Annotated in this window: 13 protein-coding genes; all 13 read left to right on the forward strand. The window is 70.7% G+C overall.

Features of this window, described 5'->3' with window-relative positions:
* Positions 1-300 precede the first annotated feature (300 nt).
* The 13 genes from mraZ to BLR99_RS01680 all read left to right on the forward strand — a co-directional run bounded on the left by mraZ (position 301) and on the right by BLR99_RS01680 (position 15,641).
* The gene (gene mraZ / locus BLR99_RS01620) at positions 301-729 is read left to right on the forward strand and encodes a division/cell wall cluster transcriptional repressor MraZ (protein WP_017438300.1); all 429 of its coding nucleotides are present in this window, start codon (positions 301-303) and stop codon (positions 727-729) included.
* A 5-nt stretch (positions 730-734) separates the two neighbouring features.
* Complete coding sequence (gene rsmH, locus BLR99_RS01625) at positions 735-1,670, forward strand: 16S rRNA (cytosine(1402)-N(4))-methyltransferase RsmH (protein ID WP_011793971.1); 936 nt, start codon at positions 735-737, stop codon at positions 1,668-1,670.
* Positions 1,667-1,996, forward strand: a complete 330-nt coding sequence (gene ftsL, locus BLR99_RS01630; RefSeq protein ID WP_017439497.1) for a cell division protein FtsL — start codon at positions 1,667-1,669, stop codon at positions 1,994-1,996. The genes rsmH and ftsL overlap by 4 nt, the downstream gene beginning before the upstream one ends.
* Positions 1,993-3,738, forward strand: a complete 1,746-nt coding sequence (locus BLR99_RS01635) for a peptidoglycan D,D-transpeptidase FtsI family protein (RefSeq protein ID WP_011793973.1) — start codon at positions 1,993-1,995, stop codon at positions 3,736-3,738. Before ftsL ends, BLR99_RS01635 begins: the two co-directional genes overlap by 4 nt.
* Positions 3,735-5,294 carry a UDP-N-acetylmuramoyl-L-alanyl-D-glutamate--2,6-diaminopimelate ligase gene (locus BLR99_RS01640; protein ID WP_011793974.1) on the forward strand — a complete coding sequence of 520 codons (1,560 nt, stop codon included), beginning with the start codon at positions 3,735-3,737 and terminating at the stop codon, positions 5,292-5,294. Before BLR99_RS01635 ends, BLR99_RS01640 begins: the two co-directional genes overlap by 4 nt.
* Positions 5,291-6,793: a UDP-N-acetylmuramoyl-tripeptide--D-alanyl-D-alanine ligase gene (locus BLR99_RS01645; protein ID WP_046060403.1), complete on the forward strand. Its 1,503-nt coding sequence runs from the start codon at positions 5,291-5,293 to the stop codon at positions 6,791-6,793. The genes BLR99_RS01640 and BLR99_RS01645 overlap by 4 nt, the downstream gene beginning before the upstream one ends.
* A complete protein-coding gene (mraY, locus tag BLR99_RS01650; RefSeq protein ID WP_011793976.1) occupies positions 6,784-7,962 on the forward strand; it encodes a phospho-N-acetylmuramoyl-pentapeptide-transferase in 1,179 nt (392 codons plus the stop codon). The genes BLR99_RS01645 and mraY overlap by 10 nt, the downstream gene beginning before the upstream one ends.
* On the forward strand, positions 7,959-9,962 hold the full coding sequence (gene murD / locus BLR99_RS01655) for a UDP-N-acetylmuramoyl-L-alanine--D-glutamate ligase (RefSeq protein ID WP_170838009.1): 2,004 nt from the start codon (positions 7,959-7,961) through the stop codon (positions 9,960-9,962). The genes mraY and murD overlap by 4 nt, the downstream gene beginning before the upstream one ends.
* A complete protein-coding gene (gene ftsW / locus BLR99_RS01660; protein ID WP_011793978.1) occupies positions 9,959-11,242 on the forward strand; it encodes a putative lipid II flippase FtsW in 1,284 nt (427 codons plus the stop codon). Before murD ends, ftsW begins: the two co-directional genes overlap by 4 nt.
* Positions 11,243-11,321: 79 nt before the next feature.
* On the forward strand, positions 11,322-12,389 hold the full coding sequence (gene murG / locus BLR99_RS01665; RefSeq protein WP_046060404.1) for an undecaprenyldiphospho-muramoylpentapeptide beta-N-acetylglucosaminyltransferase: 1,068 nt from the start codon (positions 11,322-11,324) through the stop codon (positions 12,387-12,389).
* A complete protein-coding gene (gene murC / locus BLR99_RS01670) occupies positions 12,386-13,813 on the forward strand; it encodes a UDP-N-acetylmuramate--L-alanine ligase (RefSeq protein ID WP_046060405.1) in 1,428 nt (475 codons plus the stop codon). Before murG ends, murC begins: the two co-directional genes overlap by 4 nt.
* Complete coding sequence (locus tag BLR99_RS01675; protein ID WP_011793981.1) at positions 13,813-14,817, forward strand: D-alanine--D-alanine ligase; 1,005 nt, start codon at positions 13,813-13,815, stop codon at positions 14,815-14,817. The genes murC and BLR99_RS01675 overlap by 1 nt, the downstream gene beginning before the upstream one ends.
* Complete coding sequence (locus BLR99_RS01680) at positions 14,814-15,641, forward strand: cell division protein FtsQ/DivIB (protein WP_046060406.1); 828 nt, start codon at positions 14,814-14,816, stop codon at positions 15,639-15,641. Before BLR99_RS01675 ends, BLR99_RS01680 begins: the two co-directional genes overlap by 4 nt.
* Positions 15,642-15,649 lie beyond the last annotated feature (8 nt).

Genomic DNA, 15,649 nt, shown 5'->3' on the forward strand with positions numbered 1-15,649 from the left:
ATGGGGGCGGAAGGCCCGGCGGGACGCCGGATGCCTGCGCGCATTCCATGTTGGCGCCAGACCCTAAGGTATCACTTCCACAGCATTTGCTAAGTGCTTGCCCGGGAAGGAGATTCACCCTCGATATACGTTGGCAATCAGCGCTAAGTCGTTGATTTCATTGCAAAACTTTGTTGCACCCGATCGTGCGATCGGGTCTTTTCCTGCTACAGTGCAAAAAAGTGCAATTAAGTGGTGAAAAGTGCCCTCCAACCCCGTTCTTCGCGGGTAGTGGCGGCGACAACCTGTCGGGGTCTAACGGTGTTTCAAGGGGCGTCATCGCTGAGTCTGGATGCGAAGGGTAGGCTTTCCGTGCCCACCCGGCATCGTGACGTCCTGAGCGCGACGGCCGGCGGACACCTCACCATCACCAAGCACCCGCACGGCTGCCTGATGGTCTTCCCCCGCCCCGAATGGGAAAAATTCCGCGAGCGCATCGCCGAGCTGCCGATGTCCGCCCAATGGTGGAAGCGCATCTTCCTGGGCAACGCCCAGGACGTGGAGATGGACGGCACGGGCCGCGTGCTCGTCGCGCCCGAGCTGCGGCAGGCCGCGGGCATCACCAAGGACACCATGCTGCTGGGCATGGGCCACCACTTCGAGCTCTGGGACAAGGCCACCTACGAGGCCCAGGAAGCCCAGGCCATGCAGGGCGAGATGCCCGAAGCCTTCAAGGACTTTTCTTTCTGAAGGCCATGGCGGACACCACGACACTGCTGCACACCACCGTCCTGCTGGACGAGGCGGTCGATGCCCTGCTGGGGGGCGCCGGCCCTGCGCCCGCCGGCGTCTGGATCGACGCGACCTTCGGCCGCGGCGGGCATTCCCGCCGGATACTGGAGAGGCTCGGGCCGGATGGCCGCCTCGTGGCCTTCGACAAGGACCCCGAGGCGATCCACGAAGCAGCGCGCATCACCGATGCGCGCTTTTCCATTCGGCACGAGGGTTTCCGCCACCTGGCCGACCTGCCCGAGCGCAGCGCGGCCGGCATCCTCATGGATCTGGGCGTGAGTTCGCCGCAGATCGACAGCCCGGAGCGCGGCTTCAGCTTCCGGTTCGACGGCCCCCTGGACATGCGCATGGACACCACGCGCGGCGAGAGCGTGGCCGACTGGCTGGCGACGGCCGACGTGGGGCAGATTGCGGAGGTGATTCGTGAATACGGTGAAGAACGGTTTGCTGGCCCCATTGCAAAGGCGATTGCTGCTCGGCGCGCGGAGCGCGGCCCGCTGCGCACCACTTCCGAGCTGGCCCAGCTCGTGGCTGGCGCGGTCAAGACCCGCGAAGCCGGCCAGAACCCCGCGACCCGGACCTTTCAGGCTCTTCGGATTTTCATCAACGCAGAACTTGAGGAGCTGCAGGCCGCGCTAGAGGCCAGCCTGCGCGTGCTCGCGCCGGGCGGCCGGCTCGCGGTCATCAGCTTCCACTCGCTCGAAGACCGCATCGTCAAGCAGTTCATCGCGCAGCACTCCAGGGAGGTCTATGACCGCCGCGCGCCCTTCGCCGCCCCGCAGCCGATGCGGCTGAAGGCGCTGGACCGCATCAAGCCGGGCGCCTGCGAGGTGGATGCCAACCCGCGCGCGCGCAGCGCCGTGATGCGCGTGGCCGAGCGCACGGAGGTGCCGGCATGACGCGCCTGAGCCTCGTGCTGCTGCTGGGCGTGCTGGCCAGCGCCCTCTACCTCGTGCACACGCAGTACGAGTCGCGCCTGCTGTTCACCGAGCTGGACCGCGCCATCGGAGAGTCCCGCCGCCTGGAGACGGAGCACCAGCGGCTGCAGGTCGAAAAACGCGCCCAGGCCACGCCGCTGCGGGTGGAGAAGCTCGCGCGCGACCGGCTGCAGATGCGCACGGCCACGCCCGCGATCACCCAGTACGTGACGGACGACGGCACGCCCGTGCCGACCCCCACCGCGCCGGCCTCCGCCGCCGCGGCGCCCGCGGGAGTTCGCCGATGAGCCGCAGCGTCCTCTACACCTCCAGCCCGCTGCTCGCGAGCAAGACGCCCGTCTGGCGCAGCAAGTTCATCGTCGCCATGGTGGCGCTGGGCTTCCTCGCGCTGGCCGGGCGCGCGGCGTACGTGCAGGTGTTCGGCAACGACTTCTTCCAGCGGCAGGGCGAAGTGCGCTTCGCGCGCACGCTGGAGCTGCCCGCCAACCGCGGCCGCATCCTGGACCGCAACGGGCTGATCCTGGCCTCCAGCGTGCCGGCCGCCAGCATCTGGGCCATTCCGGAAGACGTGGAGCAGGACAAGCCCGAGGTGCAGGCCAAGCTGCCCCAGTTGGCCAAACTGCTGGAGATGCCGCTGCCGGCCCTGAAGGCGAAGCTGGCCGACGAGGACAAGACCTTCGTCTGGATCAAGCGCCAGCTCGACTGGGAGGTGGGCCAGAAGATCGCCGCCCTCGACATCAAGGGCATCTACCAGCGCAAGGAATACAAGCGCCAGTACCCCGAGGGCGAAGCCGCCGCTCACGTGGTGGGCTTCACCAACGTGGAGGACCACGGCCAGGAGGGCGTGGAACTCGCCTTCGACAAGGACCTGGCGGGCAAGCCCGGGTCGCGCCGCGTCATCAAGGACCGCATGGGTCGTGTCGTGGAGGGCGTGGGCGCCGAAGTGCCGCCCGTGGACGGCAAGGACATGCAGCTGTCGATCGACAGCAAGGTGCAGTTCTTCGCCTACCAGAAGCTGCGCGACCAGGTGGCGCTGCACAAGGCCAAGGCGGGCAGCGTGGTCGTGATCGATGCGCACACGGGCGAGCTGCTGGCGCTGGCCAACTACCCGAGCTACGTGCCCGACAAGCGGCAGAACCTGACCGGTGAGCAGTTGCGCAACCGCGCGATCACCGACGTGTTCGAGCCCGGCTCGACCATGAAGCCCTTCACCATCGGCCTCGCGCTCGAGACCGGCCGCGTGCGGCCCGACACCATCATCGACACCAATCCCGGGCGCGTCACGATCACGGGCTCCACCATCTCCGACACGAGCAACCACGGCGTGCTCACGGTGGAGGGCGTGATCCAGAAGTCCAGCAACGTGGGCACGACCAAGATCGCCATGCAGATGCCCGCCAAGGAGATGTGGGAGACCTTCTCCGCCGCGGGTTTCGGCCAGAAGCCGCAGATCCACTTTCCCGGCGTGGTGACGGGGCGCCTGCGCCCCTACAAGACCTGGCGCCCGGTGGAGCAGGCCACCATGTCCTACGGCTACGGCCTCTCGGCCAGCCTGCTGCAGATGGCGCGCTCCTATACCGTGTTCGCCAACGACGGCAAGATCATTCCCGCCACCATGCTCAAGACCCACGAGCCCGCGGTGGGCGTGCCGGTGTTCTCCCCGCGCACGGCCGCGCAGATCCGCAAGATGCTGCAGATGGCCGCGGGCCCCGGGGGCACGGGCCAGCAGGCGCAGACCGTGGGCTACTCCGTGGGCGGCAAGTCGGGCACGGCGCGCAAGCAGATCGGCAAGACCTACGCCTCCGGCAAGTACCGTGCGTGGTTCACGGGCCTCGCGCCCATCGAGAAGCCGCGCATCATCGTCGCGGTGATGATCGACGAGCCCAGCAACGGCGTGTTCTACGGCGGGGCCGTGGCCGCGCCGGTGTTCAGTGAGGTCGTGCAGCAGACGCTGCGCATGATGGGCGTGCCGCCGGACATGGCCGTCAAGCCCCGGATCGTCTCCAACGGCGTGGAGGAGTCGCTATGACCGAGCCCCAATCCCCATCAGGGCATCCCACGCCCCCGCTGCTCGGCTCCGTGCCGGAGGCGCTGGAGTGGCTGCGCGCCCATGCCCCGCAGGGTGCGCTGCGCACGGACAGCCGCCAGGTCGAGCCTGGCGACATCTTCATCGCCTGGCCCGGCGCTGCCACCGATGGCCGCATGCACGTGGGCGAGGCCCTCGCGCGCGGCGCGGCGGCCTGCCTGGTGGAGCGCGAAGGCGTGGAGGCCTTCCGCTTCGGCGCCGAAGGCGTGGCGGCGCTGCGCGACCTCAAGGCGGCCACCGGCCTGCTGGCCGCCGACTGGTTCGGCATGCCCACGCAGCGCCTGGACGTGGTGGCGGTGACCGGCACCAACGGCAAGACCAGCACCACCTGGTGGATCGCCGATGCGCTCAACCTGCTCGCAGGCAGCGGGCTGGCCACCCATGGCGGCTGCGGCCTGATCGGCACCCTGGGCGTGGGCGTGCCGCCCTCGCTGCAGGGCACGGGCCTGACCACGCCCGATCCCGTGCGGCTGCAGCAGGCCTTCGCCGGTTTCGTGGCCAACGGGCTGGGCGCCTGCGCCATCGAGGCGTCCTCCATCGGGCTCGCGGAGCACCGCCTCGCGGGCATGCGCCTGCGCGTGGCCGTATTCACCAACTTCACGCAGGACCACCTGGACTACCACGCGGGCATGGCGGCCTACTGGCAGGCCAAGAGCGCGCTCTTCGACTGGCCAGGACTGCAGGCGGCGGTCGTGAACATCGACGATCCGCGCGGCGGTGAACTGTCGGACACGCTCGCGCAGCGCCCGATCGACCTCTGGACCACCTCGATCACCGGCCCGGCCCGGCTGCAGGCCCGCGACGTCACGTGGGGCGAGGGCGGCCTGCGCTTCACGGTGGCCGAAGGCGTGCAGGCCCACGTGCTGCAGACGCGCGTGATCGGCCACTACAACATCCACAACCTGCTCGCCGTGGTCGCCAGCCTGCGCGCGCTGGGCATTCCGCTGGAGCACGCGCTCTGGGCCTGCGCGCAGCTCGCGCCCGTGCCCGGCCGCATGGAGCTCATCCACGAGCCGGGCCAGCCGCTGGTGGCCGTGGACTATGCCCACACGCCCGATGCGCTCGAGCAGGCCCTGCAGGCGCTGCGCCCCGTGGCGGAGCAGCGCGGCGGGCGGCTGTGGTGCGTTTTCGGCTGCGGCGGCAACCGCGACCGGGCCAAGCGGCCGCTCATGGGCCGCATCGCGCAGCAGCGCGCCGACGCGGTGATCGTGACCAGCGACAACCCACGCAACGAGGCGCCGGGCGCCATCCTGCACGAGATCCTGCTGGGCACGGTGGCCGGCACCACGGTGCAGGCCGAGCCCGAGCGCGATGCCGCCATCGCGCGCGCCATCGCCGACGCGGACGGGCGCGACGTGGTGCTCATCGCGGGCAAGGGACACGAGGACTACCAGGAGACCGCGGGCGTGCGCCGGCCTTTCTCGGACGCCGCCCATGCGCGCGCCGCGCTGGCGCGGCGCGAGTCCGCGGCCGGCGGGGACGCGGGGGGCACGGCATGAGCGGCACTCCCATGCTCACGCTGCAGCAGGCCCATGCCCTCGTGCAGGCCCGCATCCCGCGGGCGCGCCTCGTGGGCGAGCCAGGCACGCCCCTTCTGCGCGTGCACACCGACACGCGCACGCTGCAGGCGGGCGACCTGTTCGTGGCGCTGCGCGGCGAACGCTTCGATGCCAACGATTTCCTCGCGCAGGCGCGTGCGGGCGGCGCGGCAGCGGCCCTGGCCCACCCGGGCCGGCTCGCCGCGGGACTGCCCGGCATCGAGGTGCCCGACACCCTGGCCGCCCTGGGCGCGCTGGCGGCGGGCTGGCGCGCGCGCCTCGACCTGCCCCTGGTCGGCGTCACGGGCAGCAACGGCAAGACCACCGTCACCCAGATGATCGCGTCGGTGCTGCGCGCCTGGAAGGGCGACGCCGCATTTGCAACGCAAGGCAACTTCAACAACGACATCGGCGTGCCGCTCATGCTGCTGCGCCTGCGCGACGCGCACGAGGCCGCGGTGATCGAGCTCGGCATGAACCACCCGGGCGAGATCGCGGTGCTGGCCGGCATCGCTCGGCCCACGGTCGCGCTGGTCAACAACGCCCAGCGCGAGCACCTCGAGTTCATGCACACGGTGCAGGCGGTGGCGGAGGAGAACGGTTCGGTGATCTCCGCGCTGCCTCCCGATGGCGTGGCCGTGTTCCCGGCCGCGGACACCTATGCGCCGCTCTGGCGCGGACTGGCCGGCACCCGCCGGTGCCTCACGTTCTGCGACCGGGCCGGCGTGGCGGCGGACGTGCGCTGCACGGATGCGCGCTGGGAGACCGGCGCCTGGAACGTACAGATCGACACGCCGCAAGGCGCGTTCGATGGCACTCTGCGCATCGCGGGGCGCCACAACGTGGCCAATGCGCTGGCCGCCACGGCCTGCGCGCTGGCCGCGGGTGCCCCGCTGGACGCCATCGCGCGCGGCCTCGCGGCTTTCGAACCCGTCAAGGGGCGTTCGCGCGCCTTCGTCGCCACCGTGGCGCAGCCGGGCGGAGCGCCGCGGCGGATCACGGCGGTGGACGACACGTACAACGCCAACCCCGATTCCATGCGCGCGGCCATCGACGTGCTGGCCGAACTGCCCGGCCCGCAATTGCTGGTGATGGGCGACATGGGGGAAGTGGGCGACCAGGGCCCGCAGTTCCACGCGGAGGCGGGCGGGCACGCTCGCGAGCGCGGCATCGGCCGCCTGTTCGCGCTGGGAGCGCTCGGCATTCACGCCGTGCAGGCCTTCGGGCCGCAGGCACGGCATTTCGACGACATGGCATCGCTGCTCGCGGCGGTGCGCAAGGCCGCGCCCGAGTCGGGCAGCGTGCTGGTGAAGGGATCGCGGTTCATGAAGATGGAACAGGTGGTGCAGGCGCTCGAAGCGCCGGACGTGTTGGCGCAGGAACGCCATCGGCCGGACGGCCCGGGCGTGCCGGGCGCGGCGCGCGCCGCCATCGCCGGGAGGGACACCGCATGCTCCTGATGCTCTCCCAGTGGCTGCAGGGCCTGTCGCCCGAATTCGGCTTCTTCCGCGTCTTCCAGTACCTGACCTTCCGCGCGGTGATGGCGGCCATGACGGCGCTGCTCATCGGGCTCCTGGCGGGCCCGAAGGTGATCCGCATGCTCACCGCGCTCAAGATCGGCCAGCCGATCCGCGGCTACGCGATGGAGTCGCACCTGTCCAAGAGCGGCACGCCCACCATGGGCGGCGTGCTCATCCTGGGCGCCATCGCCATCTCCACGCTGCTGTGGTTCGACCTGTCCAACCGCTTCGTCTGGGTGGTGCTGGCCGTCACCCTGGGCTTCGGCGCCATCGGCTGGGTGGACGACTGGCGCAAGGTCGTGCGCAAGGATCCGGAGGGCATGCGCTCGCGCGAGAAGTATTTCTGGCAGTCCGTCATCGGCATCGTGGCCGCGCTCTACCTCGTGTTCTGCATCTCCGAGAACTCCAACGCGCGCGTGTTCGAGCTGTTCGTCACCTGGATCCAGTCGGGCTTCTCGATGGACCTGCCGCCCCAGGCGGGCCTGCTGGTGCCGTTCTTCAAGGAAGTGAGCTACCCGCTGGGCGTGCTCGGCTTCGTGATCCTGACCTACCTCGTCATCGTGGGTTCGAGCAACGCGGTGAACCTGACGGACGGGCTGGACGGCCTCGCGATCATGCCGGTCGTCATGGTGGGCGCGTCCCTCGGCGTCTTCGCGTACGTGACGGGCAGCGCGGTCTATTCCAAGTACCTGCTCTTTCCCTACATCGCGGGCGCGGGCGAGCTGCTGATCTTCTGCTCGGCCATGGCCGGCGCGGGGCTCGCATTCCTGTGGTTCAACACCCATCCGGCCCAGGTATTCATGGGCGACGTGGGCGCGCTCGCGCTCGGCGGCGCGCTGGGCACCATCGCCATCATCGTGCGCCAGGAAATCGTGCTGGCCATCATGGGCGGCATCTTCGTGGTCGAGGCGCTCTCGGTGATGCTGCAGGTCACCTGGTTCAAGTACACCAAGCGCCGGTACGGCGAAGGCCGGCGCCTGCTCAAGATGGCGCCGCTGCACCACCATTTCGAGAAGAGCGGCTGGAAAGAGACGCAGGTCGTCGTGCGTTTCTGGATCATCACCATGCTGCTGTGCCTGATCGGCCTCACCACGCTCAAGCTGCGATGAACCCGACCGATCGCGACCTCCATCCCGCCACCGGCGCCCTCCTGGACGCCGGTGCCGCGCCATGGCCGCTCCCTGCCGCCGTGGCGCAGGAGGCGCCCGCGCCGGCCGAAAGCCTGGAAGCCGGGAGCGCGGCAGCTGAAAGCCCGGCCGGGGAGGGCGCGCCAGCGCACGCCACCGAAGCCGCCGGCGCGCCGGCTGCCGTGGAGGCGCAAAGCAGTCCGGAGCCGGTGGCAGAGCCCACCGAGCAGCCAGCGGCGCTGGCGGACGGTTTCGACATGACCGCGCCGCGCGTTTCCGCCGCGCAGGAGGCCGCGGAGTTCGTGGCCCGGATCTTCGCGGACGTCCAGGCCGAGGCATCCCCGGCAGCCGGCGCCGCCGATGCGGGCGAGGCCCCCGTGGGCGAGGCTGTCGGCGCGCAGGCCCCTGCGGATGGAGACGAGCCCGCTGAACCCCTGGGCCGGCCGGCGGACACGCTGCGCCCCCTGGCGGGCCGCCGCATCCTCATCCTGGGCCTGGGCGCCTCGGGCCTGGCCATGGCGCGCTGGTGCGTGCGCTGCGGCGCCGAGGACGTGACCGTGGCCGATACCCGCGAGGCACCGCCCCAATTGGCGGTGCTGCAGTCCGAACTGCCCGGCGTGCGCTTCGTTCCAGGAGCGTTCGACCCGGCGCTGGTGCAGGGCCACGGCCTGCATGCCGTCTATCGCTCGCCGGGCCTGGCGCCCGAGGCGGTGGCACCCGTGTTCGTCGCGGCCGCCGCCGAAGGCATCGTCACGGGTGGCGAGCTCGGCCTTTTCGCCATGGCGCTGGATGCGCTCAAGGCCTCCCATGGCTACGCGCCCGCGGTGCTGGCCATCACCGGCACCAACGGCAAGACCACGGTGACCTCGCTCACGGGCCTGCTCGTCGAATGCGCGGGCCGCTCCGTGGCCGTGGCCGGCAACATCGGCCCGACCCTGCTCGACACGCTGGGCCGCCACCTGGACGCCGACACCCTGCCGCAGGCCTGGGTGCTGGAACTCTCCAGTTTCCAGCTCGAAGGGGCGGCCGGCTTCGAGCCCACCGCTGCGACCGTGCTCAACGTCACGCAGGACCACCTCGACTGGCACGGCGACATGCAGGCCTATGCGCGGGCCAAGGCCCGGATCTTCGGCGAATCCGGCCTCATGGTGCTCAACCGCGAGGACGCCGTCGTGATGGGCATGCTGCCGCCGCCCGTGCGCGTGAAGCTGCAGAAGCCGCAATTGCGCGCCCATGTGACGTTCGGGGCGGACATGCCCCAGCGTCCGGGGGACTTCGGCATCGAGACCGTGAACGGCATGGCCTGGCTGGTGCGCGCGCAGGAGTCCGACGAGACGGCGAGGCGCACGCGCAGCCACGCCGAGGAAGATCTGCACATCCAGCGCCTGATACCGGCCGACGCGCTGCGCATCCGCGGCCGCCACAACGCCGTGAACGCGCTGGCCGCGCTGGCGCTCGCGCACGCGGCCGGCTGCGCGTTCGCGCCCATGCTCTACGCCCTGCGCGAGTACCGCGGCGAGCCGCACCGCGTGGAGCCCGTGGGCCGGGTGAACGAGGTGGAGTATTTCGACGACAGCAAGGGCACCAACGTGGGCGCCACGGTGGCCGCGCTGGGCGGCCTGGGTGCCGACCGCCGCGTCGTGGTGATCCTCGGCGGCGACGGCAAGGGCCAGGACTTCTCGCCGCTGGCCATGCCCGTGTCGCGCTATGTGCGCGCCGCCGTGCTCATCGGCCGCGACGGGCCGCAGATCCGCGCGGCCCTGCGGGACGCGGGCGTGCCGCTCATCGACGCGCCCACGCTGCCGGAGGCCGTGCGCCTGGCCGCGCAGCGGGCCCATGCGGGCGACGCGGTGCTGATGTCGCCCGCCTGCGCGAGCTTCGACATGTTCCGCAACTACGAACACCGCGCCGAGGTGTTCCGCGAGGCCGTGCAGACGCTCGCGGACGAGGCCGGACAGGCGCTGGAAGGGGGGCTGGCATGAACGCGGGCGCTGCTGCATCTTCGTCGCGAGGCCTGCGCCACCGGATCGCCGGCTGGTTCGGGCGCGGCGCCTCGCCCGCGGCCGACGTGCTGCCCGTGCGCGTGGGCGGCACGGAATACCGCCAGACCACGACCACCCCGGCGCGCGTGCTCGGGTTCGACCAGGCCCTGCTCTGGGTGGTGGTGGCGCTGCTGGCCTGGGGGCTGGTCATGGTGTATTCGGCCTCCATCGCCATGCCGGACAACCCGCGCTTCGGCAAGATCGCGCCCACCCATTTCCTCATGCGCCACATCATCGCGCTGGCGATGGGCTTCGTCGCGGCGCTGCTCACCTTCCAGGTGCCCATGTCCGTCTGGGAGCGCGTCGCGCCCTGGCTGTTCATCGTTTCCATCGTGCTGCTGGTGGCCGTGCTCGTGCCGCACGTGGGGACGGTGGTCAACGGCGCGCGGCGCTGGCTGTCGTTGGGCATCATGAATTTCCAGCCCTCCGAGCTCGCCAAGTTCGCGGTGCTGATCTACGCGGCCGACTACATGGTCCGCAAGATGGAAGTGAAGGAGCGCTTCTTCCGCGCCGTGCTGCCCATGGGCGTGGCGGTGGCGGTCGTGGGCGTGCTGCTGCTGGCCGAACCCGACATGGGTGCCTTCATGGTGATCGCCATCATCGCCATGGGCATCCTGTTCCTGGGCGGCGTCAACGCCCGCATGTTCTTCCTCATCGCCGCCGTGCTGGTGCTGGCCTTCGCCATCATGGTCATGGGCAGCCCCTGGCGGCGCGAGCGGATCTTCGCCTACCTCGACCCCTTCAGCGAGGCGCACGCGCTCGGCAAGGGCTACCAGCTGTCGCACTCGCTCATCGCCATCGGCCGCGGCGAGATCTTCGGCGTCGGCCTGGGCGGCAGCGTGGAGAAGCTGCACTGGCTGCCCGAAGCCCACACCGACTTCCTGCTCGCCGTGATCGGCGAGGAATTCGGCCTCGTCGGCGTGCTGGTCGTGATCGCGCTGTTCTTCTGGATGACGCGCCGCATCATGCACATCGGCCGCCAGGCCATCGCCCTGGACCGCGTCTTCGCGGGCCTCGTCGCGCAGGGCGTGGCGATCTGGATGGGCTTCCAGGCCTTCATCAACATGGGCGTGAACCTCGGTGCCCTGCCCACCAAGGGCCTGACCCTGCCGCTCATGAGCTTCGGCGGCTCGGCCATCCTCATGAACCTCGTCGCGATCGCGGTGGTGCTGCGGGTGGATTATGAAAACAAGCACCTCATGCGCGGAGGCCGCGTATGAGGTGCTTGTTTCGCCAAAACAATGCACTCGCCACGCGCCAGCGTGGTGAGGCGCGCAGCGCCATGCGCGGAGGCCGCGTATGAGCACCCCCAGGACCGCCCTCGTGATGGCCGGCGGCACCGGCGGCCACATCTTCCCCGGCCTGGCTGTGGCGGAAGAGCTGCGTGCGCGCGGCTGGAAAGTGCACTGGCTGGGCACGCCCGGCAGCATGGAGTCGCGCATCGTGCCGCCGCAGGGCTTCGCCTTCGAGCCGATCGACTTCTCGGGCGTGCGCGGCAAGGGCCTGGCCACGCTGGCGCTGCTGCCGCTGCGGCTGCTGCGTGCGTTCTGGCAGGCACTCGCGGTGGTGCGGCGCGTGCAGCCCGACGTGGTCGTGGGGCTGGGCGGCTATGTCACCTTCCCCGGCGGCATGATGGCCGTGCTCTGCGGCAAGCCGCTCGTGGTGCACGAGCAGAATTCCGTGGCCGGCCTGGTCAACAAGGTGCTGGCCGGCGTGGCCGACCGGGTCTTCACCGCCTTTCCCGGCGCGCTGCGCAAGGGCGCCTGGGTCGGCAACCCGCTGCGTACCGCCTTCACGCGCCAGGCCGATCCGCAGGCGCGCTTCGCCGGCCGCGGCGGCCCGCTGCGCCTGCTGGTGGTGGGCGGCAGCCTGGGCGCCAAGGCGCTCAACGACATCGTGCCGCAGGCGCTGGCCCTCATTCCCGCGGAGCGCCGCCCGGTGGTCACCCACCAGAGCGGCACCGCCCAGATCGACGCGCTGCGCGCGAACTACGCCGCCGCGGGCGTCGAGGCCACGCTCACCCCTTTCATCGACGACACCGCCACCGCGTTCGCCGAGGCCGACCTCATCGTCTGCCGCGCGGGCGCGAGCACGGTGACCGAGATCGCCGCCGTGGGCGCGGCGGCCGTCTTCGTGCCCTTCCCGCACGCGGTGGACGACCACCAGACGGCCAACGCCCGCTTCCTCGCCGACGCCGGCGGTGGATGGCTCGTGCAGCAGCGCGACCTCTCCGCCGAGGCGCTGGCGCAATTGCTACAAAATACGGAGCGCGAAGCGCTGTTGGAGCGCGCGCTGAAAGCCAAGACGATGCAGAAGATACACGCCACCCGCGAGGTGGCGAACGCGTGCGAGGAATTGACCGCATGAAGCACGCCATCCGCCACATCCATTTCGTGGGACTCGGGGGCGCCGGCATGTGCGGCATCGCCGAAGTGCTGTTCAACCTGGGCTACGAGATCTCGGGCTCCGACCTCGCCGACAGCGCCACGCTGCGCCGCCTGGCCGCGCTGGGCATCGCCACCCACGTGGGCCATGCGGCCGCGCACATCGAGGGCGCCGACGCGGTGGTCACCTCCACCGCCGTGCAGTCCGACAACCCCGAGGTGATCGCCGCGCGCGAACGCAAGATTCCCGTGGTGCCGCGCGCCCTGATGCTGGCGGAGCTGATGCGCCTCAAGCGCGGCATCGCGATCGCCGGCACCCACGGCAAAACCACCACCACCAGCCTCGTGACCAGCGTGCTCGCGGAAGCGGGGCTGGACCCGACCTTCGTGATCGGCGGGCGCCTCAACAGCGCGGGCGCGAACGCCAAGCTGGGGCAGGGCGAGTACATCGTGGTGGAGGCCGACGAATCCGATGCATCCTTCCTCAACCTGCTGCCCGTGATGGCGGTGGTGACGAACATCGACGCCGACCACATGGAAACCTACGGCCACGACTTCGGCCGGCTGAAGTCGGCCTTCGTGGACTTCCTGCACCGCATGCCGTTCTACGGCACGGCCATCCTCTGCACCGACAACCCCGCCATCCGCGAGATCCTGCCCGACGTGACCTGCCCGGTCACGAGCTACGGCTTCTCCGAGGATGCCCAGGTGCGCGCGGTGGACGTGCGCGCCGACGCGGGCCGCATGCGCTTCCGCGTGCAGCGCCGCAACGGCGTGACGCTGCCCGACCTCGACGTGGTGCTGAACCTCGCCGGCGAGCACAACGTGCTCAACGCGCTGTCGGCGATCGCCGTGGCGGTGGAACTGAACATTCCCGACGAGGCGCTGCTGCGTGCGCTCGCGCAGTTCAAGGGCGTGGGCCGGCGCTTCCAGCGCTACGGCGAGCTGCCCGCGCAGGGCGGCGGCACCTTCACCCTGATCGAGGACTACGGCCACCATCCCGTGGAAATGACGGCCACGCTCGCCGCGGCGCGCGGCGCGTTCCCGGGCCGCCGCCTCGTGCTGGCCTTCCAGCCGCACCGCTACAGCCGCACACGCGACTGTTTCGAGGACTTCGTGAAGGTGATGGGCAGCGCCGACGCCGTGCTGCTCACCGAGGTCTATGCGGCCGGCGAGGCGCCCATCGTGGCGGCCGACGGCCGTTCGCTCGCCCGCGCGGTGCGCGTGGCCGGGCAGGTGGAGCCCGTCTTCGTGGACGACATCGGCGAGCTGCCGCGGCGCATCGCGGACAACGCGCGCGGCGGCGACGTGGTGCTGTGCATGGGGGCCGGCTCGATCGGCGCCGTGCCCGCGAAGGTGGTGGAGATGCTGCGCACGGACGTGCCGGCGATGCAGGAGGATCGGTGATGGCCGCGGGCTTACCTGAAACCGAAATCGACGTGCGGGCGCTGGGCAAGGTGGCCGTGCTGATGGGCGGCGACTCCGCCGAGCGGGAGGTTTCGCTCATGTCCGGCGGCGGCGTGCTGCAGGCGCTGCGTGCGCGCGGCGTGGACGCGCATGCCTTCGATCCGTCCCAGTCCGACCTGTCGGAGCTCAAGAGCCACGGCTACGCGCGCTGCTTCATCGCACTGCACGGCCGGCATGGCGAGGACGGCACCGTGCAGGGCGCGCTGGAGCTGCTGGGCATTCCCTATACCGGACCGGGCGTGATGGCGTCGGCCATCGCCATGGACAAGATCATGACCAAGCGCATCTGGCGCTTCGAGGGCCTGCCCACGCCGGACTGGCGGCTGGTGTCGAGCGCTGCCGAGACCGCGCAGGCGCTGGAGGACCTGGGCTCGCCCATGATCGTCAAGCCCTCGCGCGAAGGCTCCACCATCGGACTGACCAAGGTCACCTCGCCCGGACAGTGCGAGCAGGCCTACCGCCTGGCCTCGCGCTACGACCCCGAGGTGCTGTGCGAGCAATTCATCGAGGGCGAGGAAACCACCTGCCCCGTGCTGGGCCAGGGCGCGGGCGCGCATGCGCTGCCGGTGATCCGTATCGTGGCGCCCGAGGGCAACTACGACTACCAGAACAAGTACTTCACCGACGTCACGCAGTACCACTGCCCCTGCGGCCTGCCCGAGCAGGAGGAGCGCGAGATCCAGCGCCTGGTGGTGGAGGCGTTCCGCACGCTGCAGTGCCGCGGCTGGGCCCGCGCCGACATCATGATCCGCGCGAGCGACCGCAAGCCCTTCCTGCTGGAGATCAACACCTCCCCCGGCATGACCGGCCATTCGCTGGTGCCCATGTCGGCGCGCGCCATGGGCGTGAGCTACGAGGAACTGTGCCTGCGCATCCTGGCGGGGGCGTCGCTCGACGCGCGCCAGGGCCAGGTGGACGCCGCAGGGCATCCGGGAGCCGCATGACCACGAACACGCTGCCCGCACCGCTGGACGTGAAGCTCATGAACTGGACCGCGACGGTCCTGTTCGCGGGCTGCGCCGTGGCCGTGCTGGTGGCGGTCGGGTCGTGGGCGCGGCACCACCCGATGTTCGCGATCGGGCGCATCGTGGTGCAGGGCGAACTGGTCCACAACAATGCGGTGACGCTGCGCGCCAACGTCGGCCCGCACCTGGTGGGCAACTTCTTCACCATGGACCTGGCCGCCGTGCGCGAAGCGTTCGAGCAGGTGCCGTGGGTGCGCCGCGCGCTGGTGCGGCGCGAGTTCCCCAACGGCCTGCGCGTGGAGCTGCAGGAGCACGACGCCTTCGCCTACTGGGGGCCGGAGGAGGGTTCGACCCTGCTCAGTACCCGCGGCGAAGTCTTCGAAGCCAGCGCCGACGATCTCGAAGACGACGGATTGCCCCGCCTGCAGGGCCCGCAGGGCCAGTCGGAAGCGGTGATGCGCATGTACCAGCGGCTCGCCCCGGTGGTGGAGCCGCTGGGCGCGCATCTCGCGACGCTGGAACTGTCCACGCGCGGCAGCTGGCGGGCGTCGCTGTCGGGCGGTGCGGCGCTGGAGCTCGGCGGCGGCACGCCGGAAGAAGTCGAGGCACGCACGAGGCGCTTCGTGCGCACCGTGGCACGCGTGGCGGCGCAGTACGGGCGCCGGCCCGACGCGCTGGAGTCGGCCGACCTGCGCCATCCCGATGGCTACGCCATGCGTCTGCGCGGCGTGACCACCGTCGATGGCGACGCGCCGCGCGCCGTGCGGGCGGCCGTGCGCCGCGCGCCTCCAAGGAATCGCTGACCCAAGTC

The sequence above is a fragment of the Paracidovorax citrulli genome (genome assembly GCF_900100305.1).
GTDB lineage: Bacteria > Pseudomonadota > Gammaproteobacteria > Burkholderiales > Burkholderiaceae_C > Paracidovorax > Paracidovorax citrulli.

Bases quoted from the DNA above. Each gene is read 5' to 3' on its own strand.
- rsmH (WP_011793971.1), top strand. From the start codon at position 735: ATGGCGGACACCACGACACTGCTGCACACCACCGTCCTGCTGGACGAG.
- ftsL (WP_017439497.1), top strand. From the start codon at position 1,667: ATGACGCGCCTGAGCCTCGTGCTGCTGCTGGGCGTGCTGGCCAGCGCC.
- BLR99_RS01635 (WP_011793973.1), top strand. From the start codon at position 1,993: ATGAGCCGCAGCGTCCTCTACACCTCCAGCCCGCTGCTCGCGAGCAAG.
- BLR99_RS01640 (WP_011793974.1), top strand. From the start codon at position 3,735: ATGACCGAGCCCCAATCCCCATCAGGGCATCCCACGCCCCCGCTGCTC.
- BLR99_RS01645 (WP_046060403.1), top strand. From the start codon at position 5,291: ATGAGCGGCACTCCCATGCTCACGCTGCAGCAGGCCCATGCCCTCGTG.
- mraY (WP_011793976.1), top strand. From the start codon at position 6,784: ATGCTCCTGATGCTCTCCCAGTGGCTGCAGGGCCTGTCGCCCGAATTC.
- murD (WP_170838009.1), top strand. From the start codon at position 7,959: ATGAACCCGACCGATCGCGACCTCCATCCCGCCACCGGCGCCCTCCTG.
- ftsW (WP_011793978.1), top strand. From the start codon at position 9,959: ATGAACGCGGGCGCTGCTGCATCTTCGTCGCGAGGCCTGCGCCACCGG.
- murG (WP_046060404.1), top strand. From the start codon at position 11,322: ATGAGCACCCCCAGGACCGCCCTCGTGATGGCCGGCGGCACCGGCGGC.
- murC (WP_046060405.1), top strand. From the start codon at position 12,386: ATGAAGCACGCCATCCGCCACATCCATTTCGTGGGACTCGGGGGCGCC.
- BLR99_RS01675 (WP_011793981.1), top strand. From the start codon at position 13,813: ATGGCCGCGGGCTTACCTGAAACCGAAATCGACGTGCGGGCGCTGGGC.
- BLR99_RS01680 (WP_046060406.1), top strand. From the start codon at position 14,814: ATGACCACGAACACGCTGCCCGCACCGCTGGACGTGAAGCTCATGAAC.